The sequence below is a fragment of the Streptomyces sp. NPDC091209 genome (genome assembly GCF_044757755.1).
Lineage (GTDB): Bacteria > Actinomycetota > Actinomycetes > Streptomycetales > Streptomycetaceae > Streptomyces.
This window is the reverse complement of sequence record NZ_JBIVVR010000022.1, coordinates 58,532-82,988: the sequence shown is the minus strand read 5'-3', so window position 1 is coordinate 82,988 and position 24,457 is coordinate 58,532. Positions and strand designations below refer to the sequence as shown.

The following is a 24,457-nucleotide window of genomic DNA, read 5'->3' as shown; positions in this document are numbered from 1 at the left end:
CTGCTCCGTGGCCGGGGCGACTGGCTGCCCCGCGGGTCCAGCGGGCCCGGCAGGCCAGACAGGCCCAGCAGGCCCGGCAGGCCCGGCAAGCCCGGCAGGCCCGGCAGGCCCGGCGGGTCTAACAGGCCCGGCAGGCCCGGCGGCCGAAGTCTGCCCAGCCGGTCGGATTCCGGTGGGCGCCCCCGGGCATCACGCGTCCGGGGGCGCCAACGGGGCCCTCACGCCCCGGCGGGCTCCGTCTGCGGAGTCGGGGCCGCCAGATACTCCTCGGTGACCTCCTTCGGGCCGAAGGGCCACACCTTCTCCAGGCGCGCCCAGACGACGAAGGCGACGAGCCCGAGGGCGAGCCAGGCCAGCGACCACTCGATGGGGTGGCGGCCCGGGGAGTTCTTGTCCGCGTAGCCGTAGATGGTGAGCCAGCCGGCGAGGGCCAGGAAACTCGGTAGCGGGTAGAGCCACATCCGGTACGGGCGGCGCAGGCCCGGCTGCCGTTTGCGCAGCACCGACAGGGCGACGATCTGGGCCAGCGCCTGGACGATCACCATGACCGTGGTCAGCAGTTGGATGAGGGTGGCCAGGTCGGTGTGGCGGCCGATCAGGAACCCGATCGCCGTGATGACGCCCATGGTGGCCAGACCCACCGTCGGGAAGCGGTGCTTGGCGTGCAGCTTGGCGTACGGACGGAAGAAGACCCGCTCGCGGGCGGCGTCGTAGGGCACGCGCGAACCGCCGAGCAGCCCGGTGAAGACCGAGGCGAACGCGGTGATCAGGATGAGGACGGTGACCGTGTCGGCGGCACCCTTGCCCCAGGTCTCCTCCATGACCGCCGAGGCCACCGAGGTGGAGGCGATGTCGCCGGGGTTCTTCATCCGGTGCCAGTCGATGACACCGAGGGTGCCGATCTGGAGCAGCAGGTAGATCACCATGATGCCGAGGATCGAGTAGACGATGGAGCGGGGCAGGACGCGGCCGGGGTCCTTGATCTCGGCGCCCATGTACGCGGTGGTGTTGTAGCCGAGGTAGTCGTAGATGCCGATGGTCAGGCCGGCCGCGAAGCCGATCCAGAAGTGGCTGCCGGACAGTTCGAAGGCGTGCGCCGGGTAGGTGAAGGCTAGGTCGGCGCTGAAGTGGGTGGCGGCGGCGACGATCACCAGGAGGACCGAGGTGATCATCACCACCCACATGACGGCGGTGATCCGCGCGATGTGCTCGATCCCCCGCCACAGCAGGAGGACCACGACGGCCACCATGCCGAGTCCGACGAGGTCGCCGGTGGTCTTGCCCATGTCAGGGGCCAGATAGCCCAGGTACTGGACGAAGCCGACCACGCCGGTGGACATGATCAGCGGGATGAAGAGCATCGCCGTCCACACGAAGAGGAACGGCATCAGGCGCCCGGACCGGTACTGGAAGGCCTGGCGCAGATAGACGTAACTGCCGCCGGAACCGGGCATGGCGGCGCCGAGCTCGGCCCAGATGAGCCCGTCGGCGAGCGCCAGCAGAGCGCCCGCGATGAAGCCGATGACCGCTTGCGGGCCACCGAACGCGGCGACCATCAGCGGGATCGTCACGAACGGCCCGATGCCGCACATCTGGCTCATGTTGATGGCGATGGCCTGGAACAGGCCGACACGGCGAACGAAACCGCCGGTGGGTGGCGGGGTACCGGACACGGGTCCTCCTCAGGACAGGACGCGGGGAGAGGTACGAGGTGACGGCCGGACTTCGATGGCGGCCGACGGATCAAGGGCGGCGGGTGACCGGCCGGCGCTGGGCTCCCCTCGGCTCGCCCGGCGAGGCTGACTGGGCGATAAAGTTAAGGAGCCTTACTAAGCACGTCAAGGGGGCGTCACGAATGAGTGAGAATGGTCCGATGCCCGCCGGCGACGCCGCAGAGCAGCCCGAACAGCCCTGGAACCGCCGGCGGCTGCGCAGCACCAACGAGCGGCTGCTCCTCGACCGGCTGCGCACCGGCGGTGCCGCCTCGCGCGCTCAACTCGCCCGCGAGACGGGTCTGTCGAAGCCGACGGTCTCCAGCGCGCTCGCCGCGCTGGAGGAGGCGGGACTCGTCCACGAGGTCGGGACGCGGGCCCCCGAGCGCGGCCGGGTCGCCGTCCTGTACGCCCCCGACCCCGCGGCCGGGTACGCGCTCGGCATCGACATCGGCCGTAGCTGGCTGCGCGTGGCGGTCGCCGATCTCGACGGCGCGGTGGTCGCGCGCGCCGACGTGCGCAACCGCGCCCGTACCTCCGGGGCCATGGCCGACCTCGTGGTCGCCACCGCCCACCAGGTCGTCGCCAACTCCGGTGTCGGCGCGCACGAGGTGGCCCACGCGGTGGTGGGCACACCCGGGGTGTACGACGAGAGACAGCGCCGGGTGCGGTACGCGATGCATCTGCCGGGGTGGGGCCGGGCGGGCCTGTTCGACCGGATGCGGGAGGAACTGGGCATCCCGCTGGAGGTGCACAACGACGCGAACCTCGCGGCGCTCGGCGAGTACACCTACGGGGTCGGCGCCGGCAGCCGGCTGTTCGCCTACATCATGATCGGCACCGGCCTCGGCATGGGTGTCGTCAGCGAGGGGCGGCTGTTCACGGGGGCGCACGGCGGGGCCGGGGAGATCGGATTCCTGCCGTGGCCGGGCCGGCACAAGCCCGAGACCCTCGAGGACGCGGTGTCCGGCGAAGCGGTCGTCGAAGCCGCCCGGCATTTCGGCATGACCGGGCCGCTGACCGCGAAGGCCGTCTTCGACGCGGCGCGGGAGGGTCACGGGCCCGCCGTCGAGGCGGTCCGGCTGGAGGGCGAACGGATCGCGCACACGGTGGCGGCCGCGACGGCGGTGCTCGATCCCGATCTGGTCGTCCTGGGGGGCGGGGTCGGCCACAGCGTCGATCTGCTGCTGCGGCCCGTCCGCGAGACCCTGCGCGCCCTCACACCCCTGCGCCCCCGGATCGCGCCCGGCCGTCTGGGCGAGGACGCCGTGCTGCTCGGCGCGGTGGCCACCGCACTGGGCACGGCCCGCGATGTGGTGTTCGAGCGCAGATCGGCCTCCTGAACGGAAGGCCACCACCCGCGTGCGACACAACCGGCCCGACCTGCACGCCGGGCGGGCCCAGCGCGGCCGACGCACTCAGCACGCCGGGCAGGTCGGGCTCGGTCGGCGCAGCTTGCGCAACCGGCGCGTCCGGCGCGGTTGGCGCGGCCTGCACGGACGGCCAGGCGGGCGCAGTCCGTGCCGTGGGCGCGTCCGGCGCGGTCGTACGGTAGGCGCCGCGGGTGTGGTGGTGCGGTCGGCGCCGCGGGTGTGTGGTCGTGGGGTCGGCGTGAGTTGGGTGCCGGGGGCGAGCCGGGCGGCATGCGGCGCCGGGCCGGGCGGGGGCCGGTGATTGACATGGCTTACTCACCGGCCTAGCTTGTGGGCCTAGTTAGTAAAGTTTCCTAACTTGCAGTGCCGAAGCGCGGATGCTCCCCCACCTCCCAAGGAGATCACCGTGTTCCACCGCCCTGCCTCCCGGCGGCGCCTCGCCACGGCCGCCGTCGCCCTGGGCCTGCTGTGCACCCTCTCCGCGAGCGCCTGGGCCGACGGGCCCGACCCCGAAACAGCCGCCGCGCCGCACGTCCGCGTCACACCGGTGGCCTCCGCGCCGGGCAGCGCGACGGCTCTGTCGGGGTATGCGATCCAGTCCAGCGCCAAGGTGGCCGACCCGGCGTCCGCCGTCTCCAGCCCCGGCTACCGGGTGGACGGCTGGTACCCGGCCGGCTCCCGCTCCACGGTCCTCGCGGCACTGCTCGCGAACGGGACGTACGCGGATCCGTTCTACTCGACGAACCTGCGGAAGATCCCGAAGGCCGACTTCACCGTGCCCTGGTGGTACCGCTCGGACTTCACGGTCACCGACACCTCCGAGCGCAGCTATCTGGACTTCAGCGGGGTGATCTCCGCGGCGGACGTCTACGTCGACGGCCGCCGGGTCGCGGACGCGGCCGAGGTGGCCGGCGCCTACACGCACCACGAGTTGGACATCACCTCGCTGGTGCGCGCGGGCACCAACACGGTCGCCTTCCGTATCCGGCCCAACGACCCGAACAAGAACCTGACCATGGGCTGGATCGACTGGCTCCAGCCGCCGCCCGACCAGAACATGGGCATCGTCCGTGACGTCCTCGTCCGCCGCGGCGGCCCGGTCGCGCTGCGCGACGCGCACGTGCTGACCCGTCTCGACGTCCCCTCGCTCCGGTCCGCGGATCTCACGGTCAAGGCGCGGGCGCGCAACGAGACCGGCTCGGCCGTCACCGCCACGGTGTCCGGCCGCATCGGCCCGGTGTCGTTCTCGAAGACGGTCCCGCTCGCTGCTCACCAGACGAGAGCGGTCACCTTCTCGCCGTCAGAGGTCCCCGGGCTGCACCTGACCTCACCGAAGGTGTGGTGGCCCGCGGGCATGGGCGGGCAGCCGCTGTACGGCCTCGATCTGACAGTCTCCGTCGCCGGTGCCGTCTCCGACACCGCGCACGAGGACTTCGGCGTCCGCGATGTGAAGGCACCCCTGGACTCCGACGGCGCCCGGCAGTACAGCGTCAACGGCCGCAGGCTGCTCATCAAGGGCGGCGGCTGGTCCCCGGACGAGTTCCTGCGCTGGGACCGGAGGTACGTCGAGGACCGGCTGAAGTACGTGCTCGACCTGGGCCTCAACACCATCCGCCTCGAAGGCCACATCGAGCCGGACGAGTTCTTCGACCTCGCCGACCGCTACGGCATTCTCACCCTGCCCGGCTGGGAGTGCTGCGACAAGTGGGAGGGACAGGTCAACGGCACGGAGACCGGCGACAAATGGACCGCCGCCGACTACCCGGTCGCCCAGGCGTCGATGGCCGCCGAGGCCGCCCGGCTGCGCGACCACCCGAGCGTCATCTCCTTCCTGATCGGCAGCGACTTCGCGCCGGACGCCAGGATCGAGAAGACCTACCTCGACGCGCTGAAGGCAGCCGACTGGCCGACCCCCGTGGTCGCCGCCGCGTCCGACAAGTCCTCCCCCGTGTCCGGCAGTTCGGGCATGAAGATGACCGGGCCATACGACTGGATCCCGCCGGGCTACTGGTACGCCAAGCGCGAGGGCGGCGCCACCGGCTTCAACTCCGAGACCGGGGCGGGCCCCGACATCCCCACCCTCGACACCCTGCGCCGCATGATGTCGCCCGCCGAACTGGACACCCTCTGGAAGAACCCCGACGTCAAGCAGTACCACCGCTCACCGTCACCGGTCTTCGGCACCCTCAAGATCTACGACGCCGCCCTCGCCGGCCGCTACGGCGCGCCGACCGGCCTCACCGACTACGTACGCAAGGCGCAGCTCGCCCAGTACGAGAACGTGCGGGCGCAGTTCGAGGCGTACGGGCGCAATGCCACCGACGCCTCGAAGCCCTCGACCGGGGTCGTCCACTGGATGCTCAACAGTGGATGGACCTCGCTGCACTGGCAGTTGATGGACCGTTACCTGGACCAGGGCGGGGCCTACTTCGGGGCGAAGAAGGCCAACGAGCCCCTGCACATCCAGTATTCGTACGACGACCGGTCCGTCGTCGTCGTGAACAACCGGCACGCGCCCGTGTCCGGCCTCACGGCGCGCGTCACGCTCTTCGACACCGACGGCACGCAGAGGTACGACAGGACGGCGACCGGTCTCACCGTGCGCGGCGACGGGGCGCGCGGCACCGCGCTCACGGTGCCGTCCTCGGTGAGGGGTCTCTCGACGACGTATCTCGCGCGGCTGGTCCTGCGCGACGCCGGGGGCAGGGAGGTCAGCCGCAACGTCTACTGGCTGTCGACCCGGCCGGACACCATCGACTGGGCGAACACCGACTGGTACTACACGCCGACGACGAGCTACGCGGACCTCAAGGGGCTCAACTCCATGGCGCGGGTGCCGGTTTCGGCCTCGGTGTCGACCACCTCCGGTCCTGGCGGGACCTCCACGACGAGGGTCGTCCTGCGCAACGACGGGAGCGGGAAGACGCCCGCCCTCCTCACCGACGCGCATCTCGTGGACGGCAGGGGCAGGCCGGTGCTTCCGGTGCGGTGGTCCGACAACCAGGTGAGCCTGTGGCCGGGTGAGTCGGTGACACTGACGGCGACCTGCCGGACGGCCGATCTGCACGGGGCCGGGCCGGCGGTGCGGATCTCCGGGTGGAACACGCCGGAGCGGACGGTCCGGGCCCGGTAGAGCCGTCGGACCGGTGGAACTGCGCGAGGGGCGGACCCGGTTCGGGCCCGCCCCTCGTCCGGCGAGTGCTCAGCTGACGTTGAGCGCGGTGTCGTCGAGGACGAACGACGTCTGGAGCGTGGAGCCCTCGACGCCGGTGAACTTGATCGTGACGGTCTGCCCGGCGTAGGTGGTGCCGAGGCTGAACGAGCGCTGCGTGTACCCGGACGCGGCGTTCAGGTTGGAGTACGTGGCCAGGGTCGACAGCACGGTGCCACTGCTGTTGACGACCTGCGCCTTGAGGGTGTCGTACGCCGTGGTCGTGGTCGTCTCGGCCGTGTCCACGTGCAGATAGAAGCTCAGGGTGGCCGAGCAGCCCGAGGGGATGGTCACGGCCTGGGAGAGCGTGTCGGTGTTGGCCGACCCGTAGCCGTTGAGCCACGCCTTGTACGAGCCGGTGCGCGCCGCCTCGCTGGAGCTGTTGGTGATCACACCGCTGGTGCCGGTCCAGGACGTGCTGCCGGACTCGAAGCCGGGGTTGGCGAGCAGCTGCGCGGCCGTGCAGGTGCCGGTTCCGCCGCCACCGCCACCACTGCTGGTCGTGCCGGCGAGCCAGTCGGTGGCGTTGAGGGCGAGCGCGGCGTTGGTGGCGCCGGTGTCGTTCCAGCCGTCGTACAGGGTGTTGCCCGACTGGCCGGTGCCGTCGTCGATCGGTGAACTGTCGCCCCAGAAGGCGACCTTGCCGCTGCCGAAGGTGCTGGTCGCGAAGAACGCGCCGGTGTTCCCGGAGTAACCGGTGCGGTAGACCAAGCCCTTGACGGCCGAGTTGTCCGCCGGCTTGAGCGTGGCCGTGGTCCCGTCCGCGATCAGGCTCTTGGTGACGGTGCCGAACGAGCCGTGCAGGACCGCGTTGGTGCTGTCACTGATGGCGGTCGGGTAGTCGGAGCTGACGTCCAGCGTGTCGATGGAGAAGCCGAACGGGTCGGTGCTGTCGACGCTGTTGTTCGTCATCAGGTCGTTGAAGATCTCGACCGCGTCGTAGCCGTCGCTGTTGCGGTCGGCGCCGGTGTGGTCGGAGATCATGAAGAGGCCGCCGCCGTTCTTGACGAACGTCATGATGGCGGTCTTCTCGGCGGTGGTGAACAGCGTGTTGGGCTCGGGCAGGACCAGCTCGTCGAAGTTCGACAGGTCGGTCGCGGCGCTGCCGCCGTAGCTGAGACTGGAGCCCGAAGGCAGCGTCTTCAGGCTGTAGTTGCCGGTCTTCTGAAGAGCCACGCCCCAGGAGGACAGGGCGCCCGTCCAGGAAGTCTCCGAGGTCGGGCTGGAGTTCTGGCCGAGCGGGTCGGGCTGGCTGGTGGAGATGATCCAGTCGGCGTTGCCCGCGGTCTCGGCGTGGCCGTTGTCGAACAACACGCGGTGGGGGGTGGCCGCGTGGGCGGGGACGGCGGTGGCCGCCTGAACGGCGGCCCCTGTGAGGAGCAGTCCGAACACGGCGAGTGCCGTGGTGAGTCTGTGGCGGGACTTCCTGAATCCGAGCATCCGGCGAACCTCCGTCAGGAGTGGGGGAGAGGCGGTGCGGGCGCTAAGTCTGCGCGCGTAGAACGGAAGTTGGCCGTCCTCCGCTCAACAGATTATTGAACGGTACATGACCAAACGGCGGCTGCACAGAGGCCGGACGGGTGCGTCACGGGGTGCGGGCGCCGGAACGGACTGGCTCCGCCCGTAGGGGGCAGATACAAAGGCAAAGCTGCGGGGACCGACCAAGAGGGGCGGAGATGGAGATCTCGGGCATCATCAGTGCCATCCTCATCGGCATCATCATCGGTGTACTGGGCCGGCTCGTCGTGCCGGGACGCCAGCGCATCGGCATCCTGTGGACGATCGCGGTCGGCATCGTGGCCGCCTTCATCGGGTCGGGGGTCGCCGCCGCGTTCGGCGTCGCCGACACCAAGGGCGTCGACTGGATCGAATGGCTCATCCAGATCGGCCTGGCCGCACTGGGCGTCGCGGCACTGGACCGGGCGAGGGGGCGGCACTGATGGGCCGGGTCATCGGCCGTCGCTGATCGCGCGAGGCTGCGCGGCCTGCGCTGTTCAGCGGGGGCCGCGCGGCCGGCGCCGACCGGCGGGCTGACCGGCCGGGGATCAGCGGACGGGGCCGGGGCCCTGGTACGGAGTACTGGTCGACCTGCGAGGCCACGCCGCCGAGTTCCGGTGCGGGACGCCGATGAGGAGTGCCGGAGGACCCACAACGTCACGCCGCTGAATTCCGTTGCGGGACGCCGATGCGGAGTGCCGGAAGACCCACGACCTCACGCCACCCGGATCCGGTCCGGGACACCGGCGCAACGTGTCGGAAGACCCGCAACGTGACGTCGCTGAATTCCGTTGCGGGGCGCGGGTGCGTGCGGCTACGGTCTGCGGGCTTCGCACTCGCACGCCCGACGCCACGGAGAGATCTTGCCGCCACGCATCACGCCGCTGACCGATCCCGAGACCACCGCGTCGAGCCGCCGGCAGGCCTGGCTGGCCTCGGATGCCGAAGGGGCTCCGGTGGGCTCGGCGTTCCTCCGGCTGTTCACCGAGGAGGGCCAGGAGCATCGCGCCGAGCTGGAGATCGCCGTGCACCCCGCCGAACGGTGTAAGGGAGTCGGCGGCGCTCTTCTGGACGCCGCCGTGTCCGCCGCGCGAAGCGATGGACGGCGGTCACTGGTCTCCCGGGTCACGGCCGGCTCCCCCGGCGACGGGTTTCTCGCGGCGCGCGGCTTCCACCCGGTGCTGGCCCTGACGTTCGCACGCCTCCCGCTGCCGGAAGCGGACCTCCCGTCCGTGACCCGGATCGCCGAAAGCCCGCACCCGGGCTACGAGTTGACGCACTGGGACGGCGTCGTGCCGCCCGGGCTGGCGCACACCTACGCGGACTCCCGGCGGGCCATGGACGACATGCCGATGGAGGACAGCGATCACGGTATCGACGTCTGGGACGTGGAGCGGGTCGTGGCGGTGGCCGAGATCGTCCTCGAACGGGGCGACGCGCTCCACACCGTGGCCGTGGTGGACCGCTCGGACGGCTCCGTCGTCGGATTCTCGGAACTCGTCGTCCCGGGCGACGGCCGGGGCGACGCCCAGCACTACGGAACAGGCGTCCTGCCCGAGCACCGCGGTCACGGCCTCGGGCTGTGGATGAAGGCGGAGTCGATCCGCCGCACCCGTCTGCGGTACCCGGAACTCGCCGGTCTGCTGACCGACACGGCCGACAGCAACGCACCCATGATCGGCATCAACGACACCCTCGGCTATCGGCCCACCCATCGCGAACTGGAGTACCGGCTGGACCTCTGAGAGCCGACGAGGGACCGTGTTCAGGGGCGGGCGGCTGCCTTGAGCGCGGCGAGACCGTCGTAGGCGGACGGATGCGCGGGCGTCCAGCCCAGTTCCCGCTCCGCCTTCGCCGACGACACCCGCAGCGTCGTACGCATCACGCCATGCGCGTACGCCATGGGCCTCATCATCCACAGCGGTACGGTCATCGGCTTCGGCAGGTCGAACTCCTCGGCCACGGCGCGGACATGGGCCGCGAAACCCAGCGGTGTACGGTCGGCGACGTTGTACGCCTGACCCGGGCGGCCGTGTTCCACGGCGGCGGCCACCGCCCGCGCGGCGTCCGCGAGGTCGACCCATGGCAGGACCCGGCCGTGGTCGTCGGCCACGGGGAGCCGCCTCCCGCGCAGCATGGGCAGCAGGGCGTCGGTGCCGCCCTCTCCGTAGAAGAGCCCGAAGCGCAGCGCGATCCCGTCCAGACCTGCGGCCCCGAGGACCAGTCGCTCCTTGATGCGCATGGCCGCGATGTGCCGTTCCAGTTGGAGCGTGGTCCCCTGCGGGCCGAACGTGTCGGACTCGGTGACGACCTGGTCCCCGTGGTCGCCGAATCCGTACCCGAAGACCATCGACTCGGCGACGAGCCGGCGTGCGCCGGTGGCCCGCGCCGCCTCGATCAGATGGGCGGTGCCGTCGACGCGCAGGGCGTCGGTCGCGTACATGTCGTGATGGCGCAGGGGTGCCTTGCGCAGGGCGGTCGCGGCCAGCACGACCGTGTCGTAGTGCTGTCCGTCGACGGCTCGCAGCACGGCGTCGCGGTCCATCAGATCGGCCCGGACGTCGTTGGCGGGGCCGCGGCCGAGGCCGGTGACCTTGTGGCCCGCTTCGGTCAGGGCCCGGGTGATGTGCCGGCCGAGGACACCGCTCGCGCCGGCCAGGAGAACGCTCTGGTTCGTCGTCATACCGATGCGACGGATCACGGACGCGGGGATGTGACATCGGCCCCGGCCGCGCCGGCGAACCGCGGAGGCTACCTCACCCCTCGTAGACGTACGGGGTGGTCGTGGTGAGCGGCTGGAAGCCCAGCCGGGCGAGGATGGGACGGCTCTGGCTGGAGGCGTCGACCTGGACGTAGCGGTAGCCGCGCGCCGCCGCCACCCGGGCGCGGTGGGCGACGAGGGCGCGGTAGATGCCGCGGCCCCGCCAGGCCTCGACGGTGCCGCCGCCCCACAGCCCGGCGAACCGGGCCCCTGGCGGAAGCTCCATGCGGGCCGCGCTCACGGGCACGTCGCCGACGAGGGCCACGACCGCGACGACCGTGTCCGCGTCGCCGGTGAGCTGGGCGAGCAGTTGGTGGCGCAGCAGCGTGCTGTCGCCGCCGAACGCCTGCTCATGGACGTCGGCCACGAGGGCGACGCCCGCGCGGTCGGTGACCGGCAGCAGCCGTACGCCCTCGGGCGGTTCCGCGTCGAGGGCCAGATCGCCCAGCTCGGCGATCATCAGCGTCTCCTCGGGTTCGGCGACGAAGCCCGCGGCCCGCAGCCGCTGCCCCAGGTCCTCCGGCCGGTCGTGCCCGTACAGCTTCCACTCGAAGCCGCCCCCGAGCCCGGAGAAGAACCGCACCTGCGCGGCGATGGCCGCGTCGGCGCTCGTCTCGTCCAGGTCGGACCAGATCACCCCGTTCCAGCCCGTGTCGGCGCCGACATGGCGCACCACCTCACCGACGCGCTCGACCCGGGCGCCCGGCGCGTCGGGCCGCGCGCCTTCCCGCATGTCCCGGTCGAACAGGGCGAGTACCGCAACGTGATCCATGGGGTCACTCCAGCACCCCGGGACGACTGGGGCAACGGGAATTAGGGGGCCATGGGTTCTCCGGAAGGACACGGTGGCCCGGTCCCGGACACGAGGGCGTCCGGGCGGACCCTTGGTCAGGCCCCGCCCGGACGCGGTTTCCACGCCGCTCCGGTCAGCCGCTGACGGCCAGTTCCTGCTGCCGCACGGAGCTCGGGGGCGTCACCTGGACACGGCGCAGGCCGGTCAGGCTGACGAACACCAGGGAGAAGACACCCGCGAGGGCGAAGGCGGTGAAGCCGGCGGTGGTCGATCCGGTGGCGAGGAGCTGACCGCCGAGCCAGGGGCCGAAGACGGCGCCGAAGCGTCCCATGCCGGAGGTCCAGCCGACGGCGGTGGCGCGGTTGTCGTCCCCGGAGCGGTGGGCCACGGTCGCGTAGATCATGGCCTGCGCCGAGAAGAGGAACAGGCCCGTCAGGAAGACGACGGTGTAGGTGAGGGGCAGCGCCATCCTGAAGCTGAGGGAGTAGATCCCGACGGCGGTGGCGCCGAACCAGATGGCGGAGATGCGCGAGCCGCCGAACCGGTCGGTGAGGCGGCCGCCGATCAGCATGCCGACGATGCCGCCGAGGTTGATGACGATCACGAAGCCGATCGAGGAGCCGAGGTCGTAGCCGTTGGCCTTCATCAGCGAGGGCAGCCACTGCGAGACGCCGTAGACGAGGAGGAGACCGCCGAAGGACGCGATCCAGAACAGCAGGGTCTGGACCCAGCGGCCGCCGCGGAACAGGGCGGTGACGGCGCTGAAGCGGTCGGCCGCCGCCTGGCGCTCCGCGGCGCGGGCGGCCAGGTCGACGCCGTGGCGGTCGGCGAGCGCGCGGGCCTCGTCGGTACGGCCCTTGGCCTGGAGGAAGGCCATCGACTCGGGCAGGTACACGGCCGCCAGCGGCACCCCGATGAACAGCGGTATCACGCAGATCCAGAAGGAGACACGCCAGTCGCCCGTCCCCAGCGCCACGAATCCGGCGACGATGCCGCCGGCCTGGTGCGCGGTCATCAGGGAGCCCACGATCAGGGCGCGGCGGCCCTTCGGGGCGTACTCGGTGACCATGGTGATCGCGCTCGGCAGCAGGCCGCCGAGGCCGAGGCCGGCCAGGAAGCGGCCGAGGCTGAAGACGCCCAGGCTCCCGGCGGAGGCGCAGACCGCGGAGGCCAGGGAGAACACGGCGGTCGAGGCGATGATCGTCTTCTTGCGGCCGACCCAGTCACTGACGGTGCCCGAGCACAGGGCGCCGATCAGCATGCCGAAGGTGGCGTACGAGCCGACGTCGCCGGCCTTGCCGGGGTCGATGCCGAGCGCCTTCGTCTCCAGCATGTGCGGCAGCACGGAGCCGTAGATGAACATGTCGAGGCCGTCGAAGAGGACGACCAGCCAGCAGAGGCCGACGACCAGTGCGGCCAGTCTGCTGCCGCCGCGAGCGGGCAGGGCGAGGGAGGAGGACATCGTTGTTTCCTCTCGTCCAGGAGGCGTGGGCCCTGGAAGGGGATCGGGGGTGCGGGTCGACGCGGCTCGTGCGGCTGACCCGAGTGTGCGACAGACGCTAAGGAGTGGACTCCCGGAGTGTCAACGTTTTTGTCAACAATCGAGGAAACAATCAGGCCACCCTCCGCGACCGTCGCGCGGACGGCTGAGAAGCAGGTGAAGACGCGCGCGGGCGGCACACCTTCGATGCCACCCGCGCGTATGTACCGGCTGGATCCGGTCGCTCGGTTGTCCGCCCGACAGGAAGCCGCCCGAGGCCGGTCAGCCGATGGGCGGTGTGCCGTGGGTGTGGAAGGACTCGATGGTCTTCAGGCCCCAGGCCTGGCCCTTCTTCCGCTCGTCCTCGGTCCACGTGATGAGCGGCCAGTCGGGGGCCAGGACGAGACGGGTGAGCGGGTTGCACAACTCGACGCGGTTGCCGCCGGGTTCGTAGACGTACAGGAAGAACGTCTGCTGGATGGCGTGCTTGTGCGGGCCCGTCTCGATGAACACACCGGTGTCGATGGCGAGATCGGCGGCGCGCAGGATGTCCTCGCGGGTGTCCGTGGCGAACGCGATGTGGTGCAGGCGTCCGCTCGAACCCGTCCAGTCCTCCGTGTAGACGACGTCGTACGACTTGTTGCTGAAGGTCAGCCACTGGGCGGCGATCCGGCCGCTGTCGAGCTGGATCTGCTCGGTCGGGCGGGCCCCGAGCGCGTCGCGGACGAAGTCCCCGTTGGCGGCGACGTCGGAGGCCAGGTAGTTCACGTGGTCCAGGCGCCGTACGCCGACCCCGTGGCCGGGTTTGGCCTGCGGCTGGTTCTTGAGACCGGGCTTGAGATGGTCGGGCGCCTGGTACCACTCGCTCTCCCAGTACAGGGCGAGTTCGTGGCCGTCGGGGTCGGTGGTGACGTAGAGCGGGCCGAGGCCGGGCTCGTCGTTCACCCAGCGGCCCTCGCGGCCGGCGCTCTCGATCTCCTTGACCCTGCGCTGGAGGGCCTCCTCGCTGGAGGCGCGCAGGGCGGTGCGGCGCAGGCCCGAGGTCGTGTGGGCGGTGAGGGTCAGGCTGTGGTGCTCGTAGTCGTCCCAGGTCCGCAGATGGACGGAGTCTCCGGAGCGGCCGTTCTCGGTCAGGCCGAGGTAGTCCGTGAAGAACCGGACGCTGGCGTCCAGGTCGGGGGTGAGCAGTTCGACGTGCCCGAGGTGGGCGATGTCGCCGAGCGGCGGGGCCATGGGGCCTCCTCAGTGGTGTGCGGCTCCGGCCGGCCGGGGGAAGACCGTGCCGTCGAAGATCTTGCGTGCGGTGCGGACGACGGCGGTGCGCCGGGCCACGGGGGCGGCGCCCCCGGGGCCGTGGTCGACACCGGCTTCGATGTCGAGGAATCCGGTGGGGTGTTCGATACGCAGCCGGTCGCCCCGTTCGGGCGGGCGGGCCACGGCGTGTCCGACACCGCCCTCGACGCGCAGCCCTGCGGCGACGCTCGCGGCGCCGAGGACGCCGATGGAGGTGTGGCAGCGCACCGGGATGAAGGTGCGGGTCATCACGGCTCCGCCGGAGCGGGGTGGAGCGAGCAGGGTCAGCTTGGGCACGGTGGCGTTCCCGACATCCCCGAGGCCCATCGACTTGCCCGCCTCCAGGCGGATTTCACGGAGCCGGCCGGCCAGGGCCCGATCCTCCTCCAGGTCCTTCGGACTCTCGTAGCCGGTGACGCCCAGCGAGGACGCGACGATCAGCACGGTCGGCATGCCGTTGTCCACGCAGGTCACCGGGGTGCCGGCGACGAGGTCCCGGGCATGGCCGGTCGGCAGCAACGGGGCCCTCCCCCGCGGGAATTCGATCACCACGGGCGCCGCGGTCCCCGGTACCCCGGAGATCTCGGCGGAGCCCTCGTAGACCACCCGCCCGCCCTCGGTGGGGAAGCTCGCGACCGCCAGGTCACCCGAGTTGACCATACGGACGCGTACCGACGTACGGCCCTCCCCCGGCTCGACGAGTCCGCGTTCGACGGCGAACGGGCCGACACCGGCGAGCAGGTTGCCGCAGTTCTGACGGTCCGACACCTCGGCCCTCTCGACAGCGACTTGGAGGAACAGGTAGTCGACGTCGGCGGCCGGATCGGCGGAGACCGAGACCACGGCCACCTTGCTGGTCAGCGGGTGCGCGCCGCCCAGGCCGTCGATCTGACGCGGGTCGGGGCTGCCCATCACGCGCAGCAGCAGGTCGTCGCGTTCGGCGGGGTCGGCGGGCAGGTCCCCGGCCAGGAAGTAGGCGCCCTTGGAGGTGCCGCCGCGCAGCAGCATGCAGCGCACCCCTTCGGGCCCGCTCACGGCGCGGCTCCGTCCCGGACGTACGCGTCGTACGACGTGTAGGTCACCCCCAGGCGTACGAGGGTCTCGCGCAACCCGTAGCGGTCCAGGCCGAGTTCGCCGTCGAGAAAGGCGGCGCGGGCCAGGGCTTCCTTGCGTTCACGGGCCTCGGAGGCCTCGGCGACGCGGCGGGAGTCCTCGCGGGGCACGCACACCACGCCGTCGTCGTCGGCGAGGATCACGTCGCCGGGCCGGACGATCTGGCCACCGAGAGCCACCGGAACGTTGACGGAACCGCCGGTCGCCTTCACGGTGCCCTGCGGGCTGACCGCGGCGGACCAGGCGGGGAATCCCATGTCGCGCAGTTCGGCGGTGTCCCGGATGCCCGCGTTGATGACCAGGCCGCGCACGCCGCGCCGCTTCAGCGCGGTGGCGAACAGTTCGCCGAACATGCCGTCGGTGGAGGGCGAGGTGGTGGTGACGACCAGGATGTCGCCGTCGCCGCACTGCTCGACGGCGGCGTGGATCATGAGGTTGTCCCCGGGCCAGGACAGCACGGTGACCGCGGTCCCCGCGACACGCACGCCCTGCTGGATGGGGCGCAGACGGGTGCCGAGCAGGCCGGTCCGGCCCATGGCCTCGTGCACGGTCGCGGTGCCGTACCCGGCGATCGCCTCGACGTCCTTCGCGTCCGCCTTCGGCGGGCCGGTGACGATCACGCCGCTCATGCCAGCTCCTTGGCGATCTGCGGGAAGGGGCGCATGAACGCCTCGGCCCGGGTCTTGTGCGCCAGGCCCAGGTTGGGGCCCGCGTTGCGCTTGAGCTGGACCCCGCGGCGTACGGCGAGGTCGGTGTAGTAGTCCCACAGGTGCTGCTGGGCGCCGAGGCATTCCATCGCCTTGCGCTTGGTCTCCCACACCTCGGTGATGTCGAGGAGCACTTCGGGCCGGAAGCCGCTCATCTCGGGCTGGTGGGGCTCGAAGAAGAAGACGGGCGGGGCGCCGATGATCTCGCCCTCACCGGGGTAGCCGATGGCCTGGGCGAGGATCCGGGCCTCCAGCGCCATGCGGTGGGCGGCCGGGTGGTCGCCGTTGTACGGGTCCTCGGCCGGGTGGGTGAGGACGACGTCCGGCTGGGTCTCGCGGTAGAGGGCCACCAGTTTGTCGGTGAGTTCGGCGGTGGGGGTCAGCGGGTAGTCGCCGGCGTCGAAGAAGCGGACCGCGGCGCCGAGTGCGGCGGCCGCCTTCTCGGCCTCCTCACGGCGTATCGCCTTGATCTCGTCGAGCTTCCTGCCCTCACGCCAGGCCTTGGCGGACTCACCGCGCTCGCCGAACGTCAGGCACGCGATGGTGACCTTCTCCCCTCGGGAGGCGGCCAGGGCGATGGCTCCCCCGGCCCGCCACACGAAGTCTCCGGCGTGCGCGGTGACCACCAGGGTCGATCGTGATGGGCGTCCCCCCTGCTCGGGCGGGGCCGAGGGCTCGGGGGCGGCGGGCGCGTTGCCGTGCGTCATTGCAGCAATCTCCTTGGTGGACAGGTGAGCGCCCGCCTCGGCTGTCCGTCGTGCCGCGCGTCGCCGCGCGGCACGTCAGTCGCGCAGCGCTTCGATCACACTGCCGAGGTGAGCGCGGACGGCCGCTTCGGCCGCCTGCGGGTCCCTGGCCCCGATCGCCTCGATCATGGCCAGGTGTTCACTCAGGGACTGCTGCGCACGACCGGGGCGCAGCGCCAACTGGAACCGGTGGCGCACCAGTTGGGCGTTGAGCCGTTCCAGGAGTCCGACGGCCGTCTGCTGGCCGGAGAACTCCCTGATCCGGGCGTGTACTTCGTGGTTGAGCTCGGAGTAGGTGACCGGTTCGCCGTCGGCGACCGCCTTGACCATGGCGGCGCCCAGGTCCGCCAGTTCCGCGAGCTGGTCGTCGGTGGCCAGCGCGGCCGCCTTGGCCGCGCAGAGCCCTTCGAGCGCCATGCGGCACTCGGTGATGGCGACCGCTTCGTCCACCGTCACCACCCGGACGCGTGATCCGCGGTTACGGATCCGCTCGACCAGTCCCTCCGATTCCAGCTCGATGAGTGCCGCCCGCGCGCTGGCCCGGGTGACACCGAACTGCTCGGCGAGCTCGTTCTCCACCAGCCGCTGGGCCGGTGCCATCTCTCCGCGCAGAATCGCCTGCCGCAGCTGCACCAACGCGTGCTGCTTGGCCTGCTCGCCGGTGCCTGGACGGGCTTCCTTCTGCATTGCTGCCCTCCCTGAGTGAGTGCCTGTCGAACGTAAATCTAGACCAACAAGATTGTCAACAATTTTGTTCGGTATGTTGCCGACATGCCCTGACGCCTGTCGCGGGGCCGATGTCGGCCGGGCAGGCGTTCCGGTCGTCCGCCGCTACCGCTTGTGGTGCGTGAGGGACAGCCTCACCATGAACCTCGACCGCCGCGGTCCGCGGGGCCGACGGCGGTCCGCCCCCTCCACGTGTGCCGAGGACCCGGACTCCGGGATCCCGGGCCCGGATGCCGCACGCACCACAGCGCGAACGCCAACTCACCCTCAGCCGAAGGGACTTCCCGAATGCGCGTCTCGCTCCGCACCGGGTCGGCAGCAATCGCCGCCCTGTGCCTGGCTCTCGTCGCCACCCCCGCTCACGCGACTCCTCCCGGCCCCGGGGTCAGCGGCAAGGTCATCGCGCAGACCACCGTGGGCGGCACGGACTACATCCTCCGGGAGATCACCATCCCGCCCGGCCAGGCGACCGGCTGGCACTACCACGACGGCCCGCTGTACGGATACGTCGAGCAGGGCACCCTCAGCCACTTCGACTCGACGTGCGCGAAGGACGGCCTCTACCGGGCGGGCGACTCCCTCACCGAGCCGCCCGGCCCCACGAACGTCCACATCGGACGCAACCTCGGCAGGAAGCCACTGGTCCTGGACGTGCTCTATGTACTGCCGCACGGCGCGCCCTTCTCCGAGGACGCCCCCAACCCCGGCTGCGACTTCGCATAGCGCCCGAGGGCGCCCGACGAACGGACCCGTATGTCACTCCTCGCCCGTCCGGCGGTGGCCTCGCTCGCCGCCAGGTCCCTGCAACGTCTCGCGGTCCTCGCCGACCGGCGGCCGGCCGGACGCGGCTCCGCCGCCGCCTCGCACGCCCGCCTGCCGGAATTCCCGCGCCGCACAAGAGAGTTGACGATCCCCACCTCGGTCGCCCCGGCCCGCGCCACGGTGTATCTGCCGACGTCCGAGGGGCCGCCACCGCCGGTGCACGTCAACTTCCACGGGGGTGGCTATGTGATGCCGCTGACGGAGCTGGACGACCCCCTGTGCCGCTGCCTCGCCGCCACGGCAGGTGTCGTCGTGGTCAACGTGGACTACGTGGTCGCACCGCAGCACCCGTTCCCCGCGCCGCCCCGGCAGGCCTTCGAGGCCGTGCGGTGGATCGCCCAGCACGGCGGCGAGCAGGGCTGGGACGGCAACCGCCTCACGATCGGCGGGCAGAGCGCGGGCGGCGGGCTCGCCGCGGCCGTGGCCCGCCAGGCCCTGGAGGAGGGCGGACCCACGATCGCCCTGCAGGTCCTGCACTACCCGCCGCTCGATCTGGTGACGAGCGTCAAGGACAAACCTGCGCCCATCCCCCGGCCGGTGCTGCGTCCCTGGATGGGCGAGGTCTTCGACTCCTCGTACGTGCCGAACCCGCGCGAGCGCTCCGACCGGCTGGTGTCACCCGCCCACGCTTCGGACACCGGTGACCTGAAAGGCATCGCGCCCGCCCTCCTCGTCACCGCGGAGTTCGACCTCCTCAGACCGGAGGGCGAACGCTACGCGGAACGGCTGCGGACGGCGGGCGCGCTGGCCGGCCACATCGACGTACCGAAGGCGGATCACGGCTACGACGGCACGGACGACACCCTGGCACGGGAGATCTACGCCCTCATCGCAGGGCATGTACGGCGAGCCGTCGGGACCGGGGCGAGCGGGGCCGGTTCAGCGCCCTGAGCCGCTCCCGGGTGCGGAGAAGCGGGCAAGGGGGCTCGGTCGGTCCGGAGGGCAACGTGGAACGGGGAGTGTCCGGCGCACGGGGCGGCCTCCGGCGCGTCGGGCGCGTCTCGTACGGTGATCATCGGCGTCCGGGACATCGCGTCCGCGCGCCGGACACCCCGCTCGTGAGGGATCGCCCGTGGGGTCGCCCGATCCCCGGAGGAAAGGCCCCACCCCGTGCCCGTCGAAGCCCCGCGCGAACGTGTCCGCACGGCGGCGATCGGTGCCGCCCGTTCACGGCCGTGCACCCTCGTCGTCTGCCGGGGCTGCTGCTGCGGCGACCCGCGCAAGTTCCCGGACACCGATCACGTCTGGCAGTTGGAGCGGTTGCGGGCCGGTGCCGAGGCGTCCGGGGGACGGTTCGCCGTCCGGACCACGGATTGCCTCGGGCCCTGCGACCAGGCGAACGTGATCGTGGTGCAGCCGTCGGGCGACGGGCGGCGCGCGGGCGGCCGGCCGACCTGGATCGGTTTCGCCATGGACGACGACTGCACCGACGAACTCCTGGCCTGGGCCGAGGCCGGCGGGCCGGGCGTCGCCGCGCCACCGGAAACGCTGGAGCTCCAGTTCGTCCGCCCGCCCCGCGAGGCCCGGGCCCGCAAGAGCCGTTGAGGACACGGACGGCCGCCTTCCACCCCTCCCGCGGCGAAAGGCGGCCCCACCCGTTCGCGGGGAAAGGCGACCTCACGCCCGCCCGACGTGAGGACGGCCCCGCCCTTGTCCTTGAGTTCTAGTGGTCGGGGCGGGGCCGTCGTCAGGCGCGGGACCGCGCGGTTACCGGGCCGGTGCCCCCTGCGAGGGTGCCGGGGCCAGGCCGGTGGGACGGGTCGTGAAGACACCCCGGCCCTGGGTCCGGCTGCGCAACCGGGTCGCGTAGCCGAAGAGTTCGGCCAGCGGCACGGTGGCGGTGATCACCGACGCACCCGAGCGGGTGAGCGAGCCGGAGACCCGGCCGCGCCGGGCCGCGAGGTCGCCGAGCACCCCGCCGACCGCGTCCTCGGGCACGGTGACGGTGACCTCGGCCACCGGTTCCAGCAGGACCATGGCACTGGCGCGCAGTGCCTCACGCAGCCCGAACCGGCCGGCCGTGCGGAACGCCATTTCCGAAGAGTCCTTCGAGTGGGTCGCCCCGTCCGTGAGGGTGACGCGCAGCCCCGTCACCGGGTGTCCGCCGAGGGGACCCTCGGCGAGCGCGTCCCGGCAGCCGGCCTCCACGGCACGGACGTACTCCTGCGGCACCCGGCCACCGACGACCGTCGAAGTGAACACGAAGCCCGCCGGGCTCCCCTCCACTCCGCCGGAGTCGGTCCCCAGCGGTTCCACGTCGAGGACGACATGGGCGAACTGGCCCGCGCCGCCGTCCTGTTTGACGTGCCGGTAGACCAGACCCGACACCCCGCGGGCGACCGTCTCGCGGTAGGACACCCTCGGCCGTCCGACGGCGACGTCGAGCCCGTGGGAACGCCGGATCTTCTCCACCGCCACCTCCAGATGCAGTTCTCCCATGCCCGAGAGCACCGTCTGCCCGGTCTCGGGGTCCGTGCGGACGACCAGCGAGGGATCCTCCTCGACCAGCCGCGCCAGCGCCGTCACCAGACGGTCGGTCTCGGTGCTCCTGCGCGCCTCGACCGCCACGGACACCACCGGATCGGCGACGACCGGCGGTTCGAGGAGCAACGGCGCCGCGGGGGCGCACAGGGTCGCCCCGGCCCGGGCGGACTTCGGCCCGATCACGGCGACGATGTCACCGGCCACCGCGCGTTCCAGCTCCGCGTGGCGGTCGGCCCGGACGCGGAGGATCCGTCCGATCCGCTCGGTGCGTCCCGTGCCCGCGTCCATCACCGCCTGTCCCTTCTCCACCGTGCCCGCGTAGACACGCAGATACGTCATCCGTCCGGTCGCGGTGGCGTTCACCTTGAACACCAGCCCCGCGAACGGTGCTTGGGGGTCCGCCGCGCGTTCCTGTTCCGTGCCTGCGTGCGTGCCGCGGACCGCGGGCACGTCGAGCGGCGAGGGCAGGTAGGCCACCACGGCCTCCAGCAGCGGTTCGATACCGCGGTTGCGGTAGGCCGAGCCGCACAGCACCACCACGCCCTCGCCGGTACGGGTCAGGTCGCGGAGCGCCGTCGCAAGGGTCCTCGCCGAGAGGGTGGAGCGGGCGCAGAACTCCTCCAGGGCGACCGGGTGGAGTTCCGCCACCGCCTCCTCCAGCAGCCGGCGTCGTCGTCGGGCCTCCTCCAGCAGGTCGAGCGGCACCGGGATCTCCTCGGCCGACTCGCCGCCGTCGGCCCACACGAGCGCGCGCATCCGGAGCAGATCGACCACGCCCGTGAAGGCGTCCTCCGTTCCGATCGGCAACTGGACGACCAGCGGCGCCGGATGCAGCCGTTCCCGGATCGACGCGACCGCGGTGTCGAGGTCGGCGCCGGCCCGGTCCAGCTTGTTCACGAAGGCGATCCGCGGGACGCCGTGCCGGTCGGCCCGTCGCCACACCGACTCGCTCTGCGGTTCGACGCCCGCCACGGCGTCGAACACGGCGACGGCGCCGTCGAGGACGCGGAGCGAGCGCTCCACCTCGTCGGAGAAGTCGACGTGGCCCGGTGTGTCGATCAGGTTGATCCGGTGGCCGTCCCAGGCGCAGCTCACGGCCGCGGCGAAGATGGTGATGCCGCGGTCGCGCTCCTGGGAGTCGAAGTCGGTGACGGTGGTGCCGTCGTGGACCTCGCCCCGTTTGTGGGTGGTCCCGGTGAGATAGAGGATCCGTTCGGTGACGGTGGTCTTGCCCGCGTCGACATGGGCGAGGATGCCCAGGTTGCGGACGGCGGCGAGGGGGTCGGGGTCGGTGAGGTGACGGTGCAGGTCGGTACGCACGGCCCAGGGCCTTTCGGACGATCCGGAGACGGGTCGGCGCGATTCCCGGACGACACACCTGAGTTCAGGCGGTGACGGACCTCCGGCGGGCAGGGTGCACGGCGACCGGACATACGGTCGCCCACCGTGCGGGCGGAGGTCAGAGGGTCGTCGCGGGCTTCCGGTTCCGGCCGCGCAGCCGGTACCGGGCCCACGGAGACACGAGGATCACCTCGTACTGTGACCGGGGAACGACGACAGCGGTGCGGTAACGCACGGCCCGGCTCCCCTCGTTCGTCACGACACACACGGCACCGGAAGGGGTGGTGTGTGATTCCGTGGCGAGTGTAGGGAACCGGGCGCGGGACGCGCACCGGGTTTTTCCCCGGCCCGCTCACTGGTCCATCGGCGTCGACAGGGCGCCGTCGAGGCCCGGTTCACTCAGTTGCGGCTCCACTGCTGGTTGGTTCCCCCGTTGCACGACCACAGGACGATCGCGGTCCCGTTCGCCGTGCCGTTGCCCGACGCGTCGAGGCACAGCCCGGAGACCCTGTTGGTGATGGTGCCGCTGGAGTTGACGGTCCACTTCTGGTTGGTGCCGCCGTTGCAGTCCCACAGGACGACCCGAGTGCCGTTCGCGGTGCCGCTGTTGTAGGCGTCCAGGCACTTGTTGCCGTAGACGACGAGTTCGCCGCGCGAGGTGGCGGTGAACGTCTGGTTCTGGCCTCCGCCGCAGTCCCACAGTTCGGCCTGGGTGTTGTTGGCGATGGCGCTCCTGAAGAAGTCGAGGCAGCGCCCGGAGCCGGTGCCGACGATCGCGGTGCCGTTGGTCCCGGGGAGGGTGCGGAGGGTGACGGCGTCCACGTCGGGCGCGGTGCCCGAGGCCGCGAAGGTCAGGGTATTGGAGCCCTTGGCCAGTGCGGCGAGGACGGACACGGTGCGGTACGTGGTCGACGACCCGGTGGGCGGGAAGGCGAGGGTCTGCGCGTACTGGCCGTCGACCTGGAGAGTCGCCCTGCGGGCCGTGGAACCGCCGTTGGCGTAGCTGATGTCGACGAGCTCGGTACCGGCGGCGGCCGCGCCGACGCCGGTGAAGGTCGGCGTCGTGGCCGAGGTGGTGTCCTCGTAGGTCGTCCCGGAGCCCTCGGTGCCGCCGACGGTGAGCAGGACGGCCTCGCCCGCGGGCACGCTGGTGGTGTAACTCGTCGTGTAGGAACCGGCGTTGGTGGCCGTCCACACATTGCGGACCGAGGCGGCTGCCGTGGTCAGGCCCATGTCGGCCCAGCGGGCGGTGATGTCGGCGGCGGCGGACGTGCGGTTGAGCAGCAGGACCGCGCGCTTGCCGGTGCCGGCGAGGACCTTGCTGTAGACCTGAAGGCCCGTCGTGTCCTCGGCGACCTTCACGCCCTGGAGTCCGCGCGGATCCTGGTCGACGGCGATGGCCTCGGAGTTGGTGAGGATCGACGCGGTCGACGAGGTCATCGTGGCGAGATTGTCGCCCGCGAGCAGCGGTGCGCCGGAGATGGCCCAAAGGCCCATGTGGGTACGGTTCTGGGCGGCGCTCAGACCCGTCATGCCGACCGTCATCATGTCGGGGTCGTTGTAGAAGCCGGTGTGCTGGGCGGCGGGGTGCAGCGACTTGTCGAAGTTCGCGAGGACGCTCGTCATCGAGGGGTTGTCGGGCCAGTAGACGATGTCGGTGCTGGTGCGCCACATGTCGCCGGTGCCGGCGGCCCAGTTCCACGGGTTGCCCGTGCCCCATTCGCACAGGGACAGGACGAGGGAGTGTCCGGTGACCGCGGTGGCGGCGGTGTTCGCGTCGCGGATCGCCTTGTACGTCGTCTCCTGGTCGAGACCCTCGGCGTCCCCGCCGCACCAGTCGACCTTGACGAAGTCGAAGCCCCAGTTCTGGAAGGTCTGGAGGTCCTGCTGGTTGTGGCCCTCGAGACCGGTGCCGGGGGTGGCCGGGGTCGTGGAGGGGGTCGGGTAGTAGTAGCCGCAGCCGTTCTTCCCGGCGTCGGTGTAGATACCGGCCTTGAGTCCCTTGCCGTGGATGTAGTCGGCGATGGCCTTCATGCCGCCGGGCCACTGGGCGGTGTCGACACTGATGTTGCCGCTGCTGTCGCGGGCGCCCTGCCACCAGCCCTCGTCGATGTTGACGTACTTGTATCCGGCGGCGGCCATGCCGGAGGAGACGAGGGCGTCCGCCTGGGCCTTGATGGTGGCGTAGTCGATGGCGCTGGCGAAGCTGTTCCAGGACGCCCAGCCCATCGGGGCCGGGGTGACCGGCGCCTGGCTGGTGGCGACCGCGGCCGGTGCGGCCCGGAGCGGCGCGGCCGGGCGGCCGAGTCCGGTCAGTGCGGCGACGGCGAGGAGCAGGACGGCACCTTGGACACCCGCCCGTCTGAGGAGGCGCACCAGACACAGCATGTTCGAAAGA

19 protein-coding genes are annotated in these 24,457 nt (G+C 71.5%); 7 read left to right on the top strand and 12 right to left on the bottom strand.

Annotation, left to right across the window (positions count from 1 at the left end; genetic code table 11):
- Positions 1-218: 218 nt before the first annotated feature.
- On the bottom strand, positions 219-1,673 hold the full coding sequence (locus ACIQRL_RS39190; protein WP_401340795.1) for an APC family permease: 1,455 nt from the start codon (positions 1,671-1,673) through the stop codon (positions 219-221).
- Between the two features lie 200 nt (positions 1,674-1,873).
- Between ACIQRL_RS39190 and ACIQRL_RS39185 the strand changes: the two genes are divergently transcribed.
- Complete coding sequence (locus ACIQRL_RS39185) at positions 1,874-3,055, top strand: ROK family protein (RefSeq protein WP_401340876.1); 1,182 nt, start codon at positions 1,874-1,876, stop codon at positions 3,053-3,055.
- A 436-nt stretch (positions 3,056-3,491) separates the two neighbouring features.
- Positions 3,492-6,218 carry a glycosyl hydrolase 2 galactose-binding domain-containing protein gene (locus ACIQRL_RS39180; protein ID WP_401340793.1) on the top strand — a complete coding sequence of 909 codons (2,727 nt, stop codon included), beginning with the start codon at positions 3,492-3,494 and terminating at the stop codon, positions 6,216-6,218.
- 69 nt (positions 6,219-6,287) lie between these two features.
- On the opposite strand, the gene ACIQRL_RS39175 is transcribed toward ACIQRL_RS39180, so the two are convergent.
- Positions 6,288-7,736, bottom strand: a complete 1,449-nt coding sequence (locus ACIQRL_RS39175; RefSeq protein WP_401340791.1) for a hydrolase — start codon at positions 7,734-7,736, stop codon at positions 6,288-6,290.
- A gap of 236 nt (positions 7,737-7,972) precedes the next feature.
- On the opposite strand from ACIQRL_RS39175, the gene ACIQRL_RS39170 reads away from it, so the two are divergent.
- Together ACIQRL_RS39170 and ACIQRL_RS39165 are read left to right on the top strand one after the other, a co-directional pair.
- A complete protein-coding gene (locus tag ACIQRL_RS39170) occupies positions 7,973-8,236 on the top strand; it encodes a GlsB/YeaQ/YmgE family stress response membrane protein (protein WP_401340790.1) in 264 nt (87 codons plus the stop codon).
- A gap of 420 nt (positions 8,237-8,656) precedes the next feature.
- Positions 8,657-9,538 (top strand): GNAT family N-acetyltransferase, encoded by an 882-nt coding sequence (locus ACIQRL_RS39165; RefSeq protein WP_401340788.1) that lies wholly within the window; start codon positions 8,657-8,659, stop codon positions 9,536-9,538.
- A gap of 20 nt (positions 9,539-9,558) precedes the next feature.
- Here the strand turns inward: ACIQRL_RS39165 and ACIQRL_RS39160 are convergent, their stop codons facing one another.
- The 8 genes from ACIQRL_RS39160 to ACIQRL_RS39125 all read right to left on the bottom strand — a co-directional run bounded on the left by ACIQRL_RS39160 (position 9,559) and on the right by ACIQRL_RS39125 (position 17,373).
- Positions 9,559-10,476: an NAD-dependent epimerase/dehydratase family protein gene (locus tag ACIQRL_RS39160; RefSeq protein ID WP_401340786.1), complete on the bottom strand. Its 918-nt coding sequence runs from the start codon at positions 10,474-10,476 to the stop codon at positions 9,559-9,561.
- Between the two features lie 73 nt (positions 10,477-10,549).
- Positions 10,550-11,326 (bottom strand): GNAT family N-acetyltransferase, encoded by a 777-nt coding sequence (locus ACIQRL_RS39155; RefSeq protein ID WP_401340784.1) that lies wholly within the window; start codon positions 11,324-11,326, stop codon positions 10,550-10,552.
- Between the two features lie 154 nt (positions 11,327-11,480).
- Positions 11,481-12,809 carry an MFS transporter gene (locus ACIQRL_RS39150; protein WP_401340783.1) on the bottom strand — a complete coding sequence of 443 codons (1,329 nt, stop codon included), beginning with the start codon at positions 12,807-12,809 and terminating at the stop codon, positions 11,481-11,483.
- A gap of 300 nt (positions 12,810-13,109) precedes the next feature.
- Positions 13,110-14,060: a catechol 2,3-dioxygenase gene (locus ACIQRL_RS39145; RefSeq protein WP_401340781.1), complete on the bottom strand. Its 951-nt coding sequence runs from the start codon at positions 14,058-14,060 to the stop codon at positions 13,110-13,112.
- A gap of 9 nt (positions 14,061-14,069) precedes the next feature.
- Positions 14,070-15,155, bottom strand: coding sequence for a 4-oxalomesaconate tautomerase (locus ACIQRL_RS39140; protein WP_401340779.1), 1,086 nt, complete (start codon positions 15,153-15,155; stop codon positions 14,070-14,072).
- The gene (locus ACIQRL_RS39135) at positions 15,152-15,862 is read right to left on the bottom strand and encodes a 4-carboxy-4-hydroxy-2-oxoadipate aldolase/oxaloacetate decarboxylase (RefSeq protein WP_401340777.1); all 711 of its coding nucleotides are present in this window, start codon (positions 15,860-15,862) and stop codon (positions 15,152-15,154) included. Before ACIQRL_RS39135 ends, ACIQRL_RS39140 begins: the two co-directional genes overlap by 4 nt.
- Positions 15,859-16,647 (bottom strand): PIG-L deacetylase family protein, encoded by a 789-nt coding sequence (locus ACIQRL_RS39130; protein WP_401340775.1) that lies wholly within the window; start codon positions 16,645-16,647, stop codon positions 15,859-15,861. Before ACIQRL_RS39130 ends, ACIQRL_RS39135 begins: the two co-directional genes overlap by 4 nt.
- 75 nt (positions 16,648-16,722) lie before the next feature.
- Entirely contained in the window at positions 16,723-17,373 is a 651-nt protein-coding gene (locus ACIQRL_RS39125; RefSeq protein ID WP_401340774.1) for a GntR family transcriptional regulator, read from the bottom strand.
- Between the two features lie 327 nt (positions 17,374-17,700).
- Here ACIQRL_RS39125 and ACIQRL_RS39120 point away from each other — a divergent pair, with 327 nt between their 5' ends.
- The 3 genes from ACIQRL_RS39120 (at position 17,701) to ACIQRL_RS39110 (ending at position 19,779) form a co-directional block, all read left to right on the top strand.
- Positions 17,701-18,135 (top strand): cupin domain-containing protein, encoded by a 435-nt coding sequence (locus ACIQRL_RS39120; protein WP_401340771.1) that lies wholly within the window; start codon positions 17,701-17,703, stop codon positions 18,133-18,135.
- Between the two features lie 30 nt (positions 18,136-18,165).
- Positions 18,166-19,125 (top strand): alpha/beta hydrolase fold domain-containing protein, encoded by a 960-nt coding sequence (locus ACIQRL_RS39115; protein ID WP_401340769.1) that lies wholly within the window; start codon positions 18,166-18,168, stop codon positions 19,123-19,125.
- A 219-nt stretch (positions 19,126-19,344) separates the two neighbouring features.
- Positions 19,345-19,779, top strand: a complete 435-nt coding sequence (locus ACIQRL_RS39110) for a (2Fe-2S) ferredoxin domain-containing protein (protein ID WP_401340767.1) — start codon at positions 19,345-19,347, stop codon at positions 19,777-19,779.
- 162 nt (positions 19,780-19,941) lie between these two features.
- Here the strand turns inward: ACIQRL_RS39110 and fusA are convergent, their stop codons facing one another.
- Both fusA and ACIQRL_RS39100 read right to left on the bottom strand, forming a co-directional pair.
- Entirely contained in the window at positions 19,942-22,038 is a 2,097-nt protein-coding gene (fusA, locus tag ACIQRL_RS39105) for an elongation factor G (RefSeq protein ID WP_401340766.1), read from the bottom strand.
- Between the two features lie 420 nt (positions 22,039-22,458).
- The gene (locus tag ACIQRL_RS39100) at positions 22,459-24,447 is read right to left on the bottom strand and encodes an RICIN domain-containing protein (protein ID WP_401340875.1); all 1,989 of its coding nucleotides are present in this window, start codon (positions 24,445-24,447) and stop codon (positions 22,459-22,461) included.
- Positions 24,448-24,457: the final 10 nt, after the last annotated feature.

Coding starts and splice junctions, on each gene's coding strand:
- ACIQRL_RS39185 (WP_401340876.1), top strand. CDS start 1,874: ATGCCCGCCGGCGACGCCGCAGAGCAGCCCGAACAGCCCTGGAACCGC.
- ACIQRL_RS39100 (WP_401340875.1), bottom strand. CDS start 24,447: ATGCTGTGTCTGGTGCGCCTCCTCAGACGGGCGGGTGTCCAAGGTGCC.
- ACIQRL_RS39155 (WP_401340784.1), bottom strand. CDS start 11,326: ATGGATCACGTTGCGGTACTCGCCCTGTTCGACCGGGACATGCGGGAA.
- ACIQRL_RS39175 (WP_401340791.1), bottom strand. CDS start 7,736: ATGCTCGGATTCAGGAAGTCCCGCCACAGACTCACCACGGCACTCGCC.
- ACIQRL_RS39130 (WP_401340775.1), bottom strand. CDS start 16,647: ATGACGCACGGCAACGCGCCCGCCGCCCCCGAGCCCTCGGCCCCGCCC.
- ACIQRL_RS39120 (WP_401340771.1), top strand. CDS start 17,701: ATGCGCGTCTCGCTCCGCACCGGGTCGGCAGCAATCGCCGCCCTGTGC.
- ACIQRL_RS39115 (WP_401340769.1), top strand. CDS start 18,166: ATGTCACTCCTCGCCCGTCCGGCGGTGGCCTCGCTCGCCGCCAGGTCC.
- ACIQRL_RS39170 (WP_401340790.1), top strand. CDS start 7,973: ATGGAGATCTCGGGCATCATCAGTGCCATCCTCATCGGCATCATCATC.
- ACIQRL_RS39135 (WP_401340777.1), bottom strand. CDS start 15,862: ATGAGCGGCGTGATCGTCACCGGCCCGCCGAAGGCGGACGCGAAGGAC.
- ACIQRL_RS39145 (WP_401340781.1), bottom strand. CDS start 14,060: ATGGCCCCGCCGCTCGGCGACATCGCCCACCTCGGGCACGTCGAACTG.
- ACIQRL_RS39150 (WP_401340783.1), bottom strand. CDS start 12,809: ATGTCCTCCTCCCTCGCCCTGCCCGCTCGCGGCGGCAGCAGACTGGCC.
- ACIQRL_RS39125 (WP_401340774.1), bottom strand. CDS start 17,373: ATGCAGAAGGAAGCCCGTCCAGGCACCGGCGAGCAGGCCAAGCAGCAC.
- ACIQRL_RS39160 (WP_401340786.1), bottom strand. CDS start 10,476: ATGACGACGAACCAGAGCGTTCTCCTGGCCGGCGCGAGCGGTGTCCTC.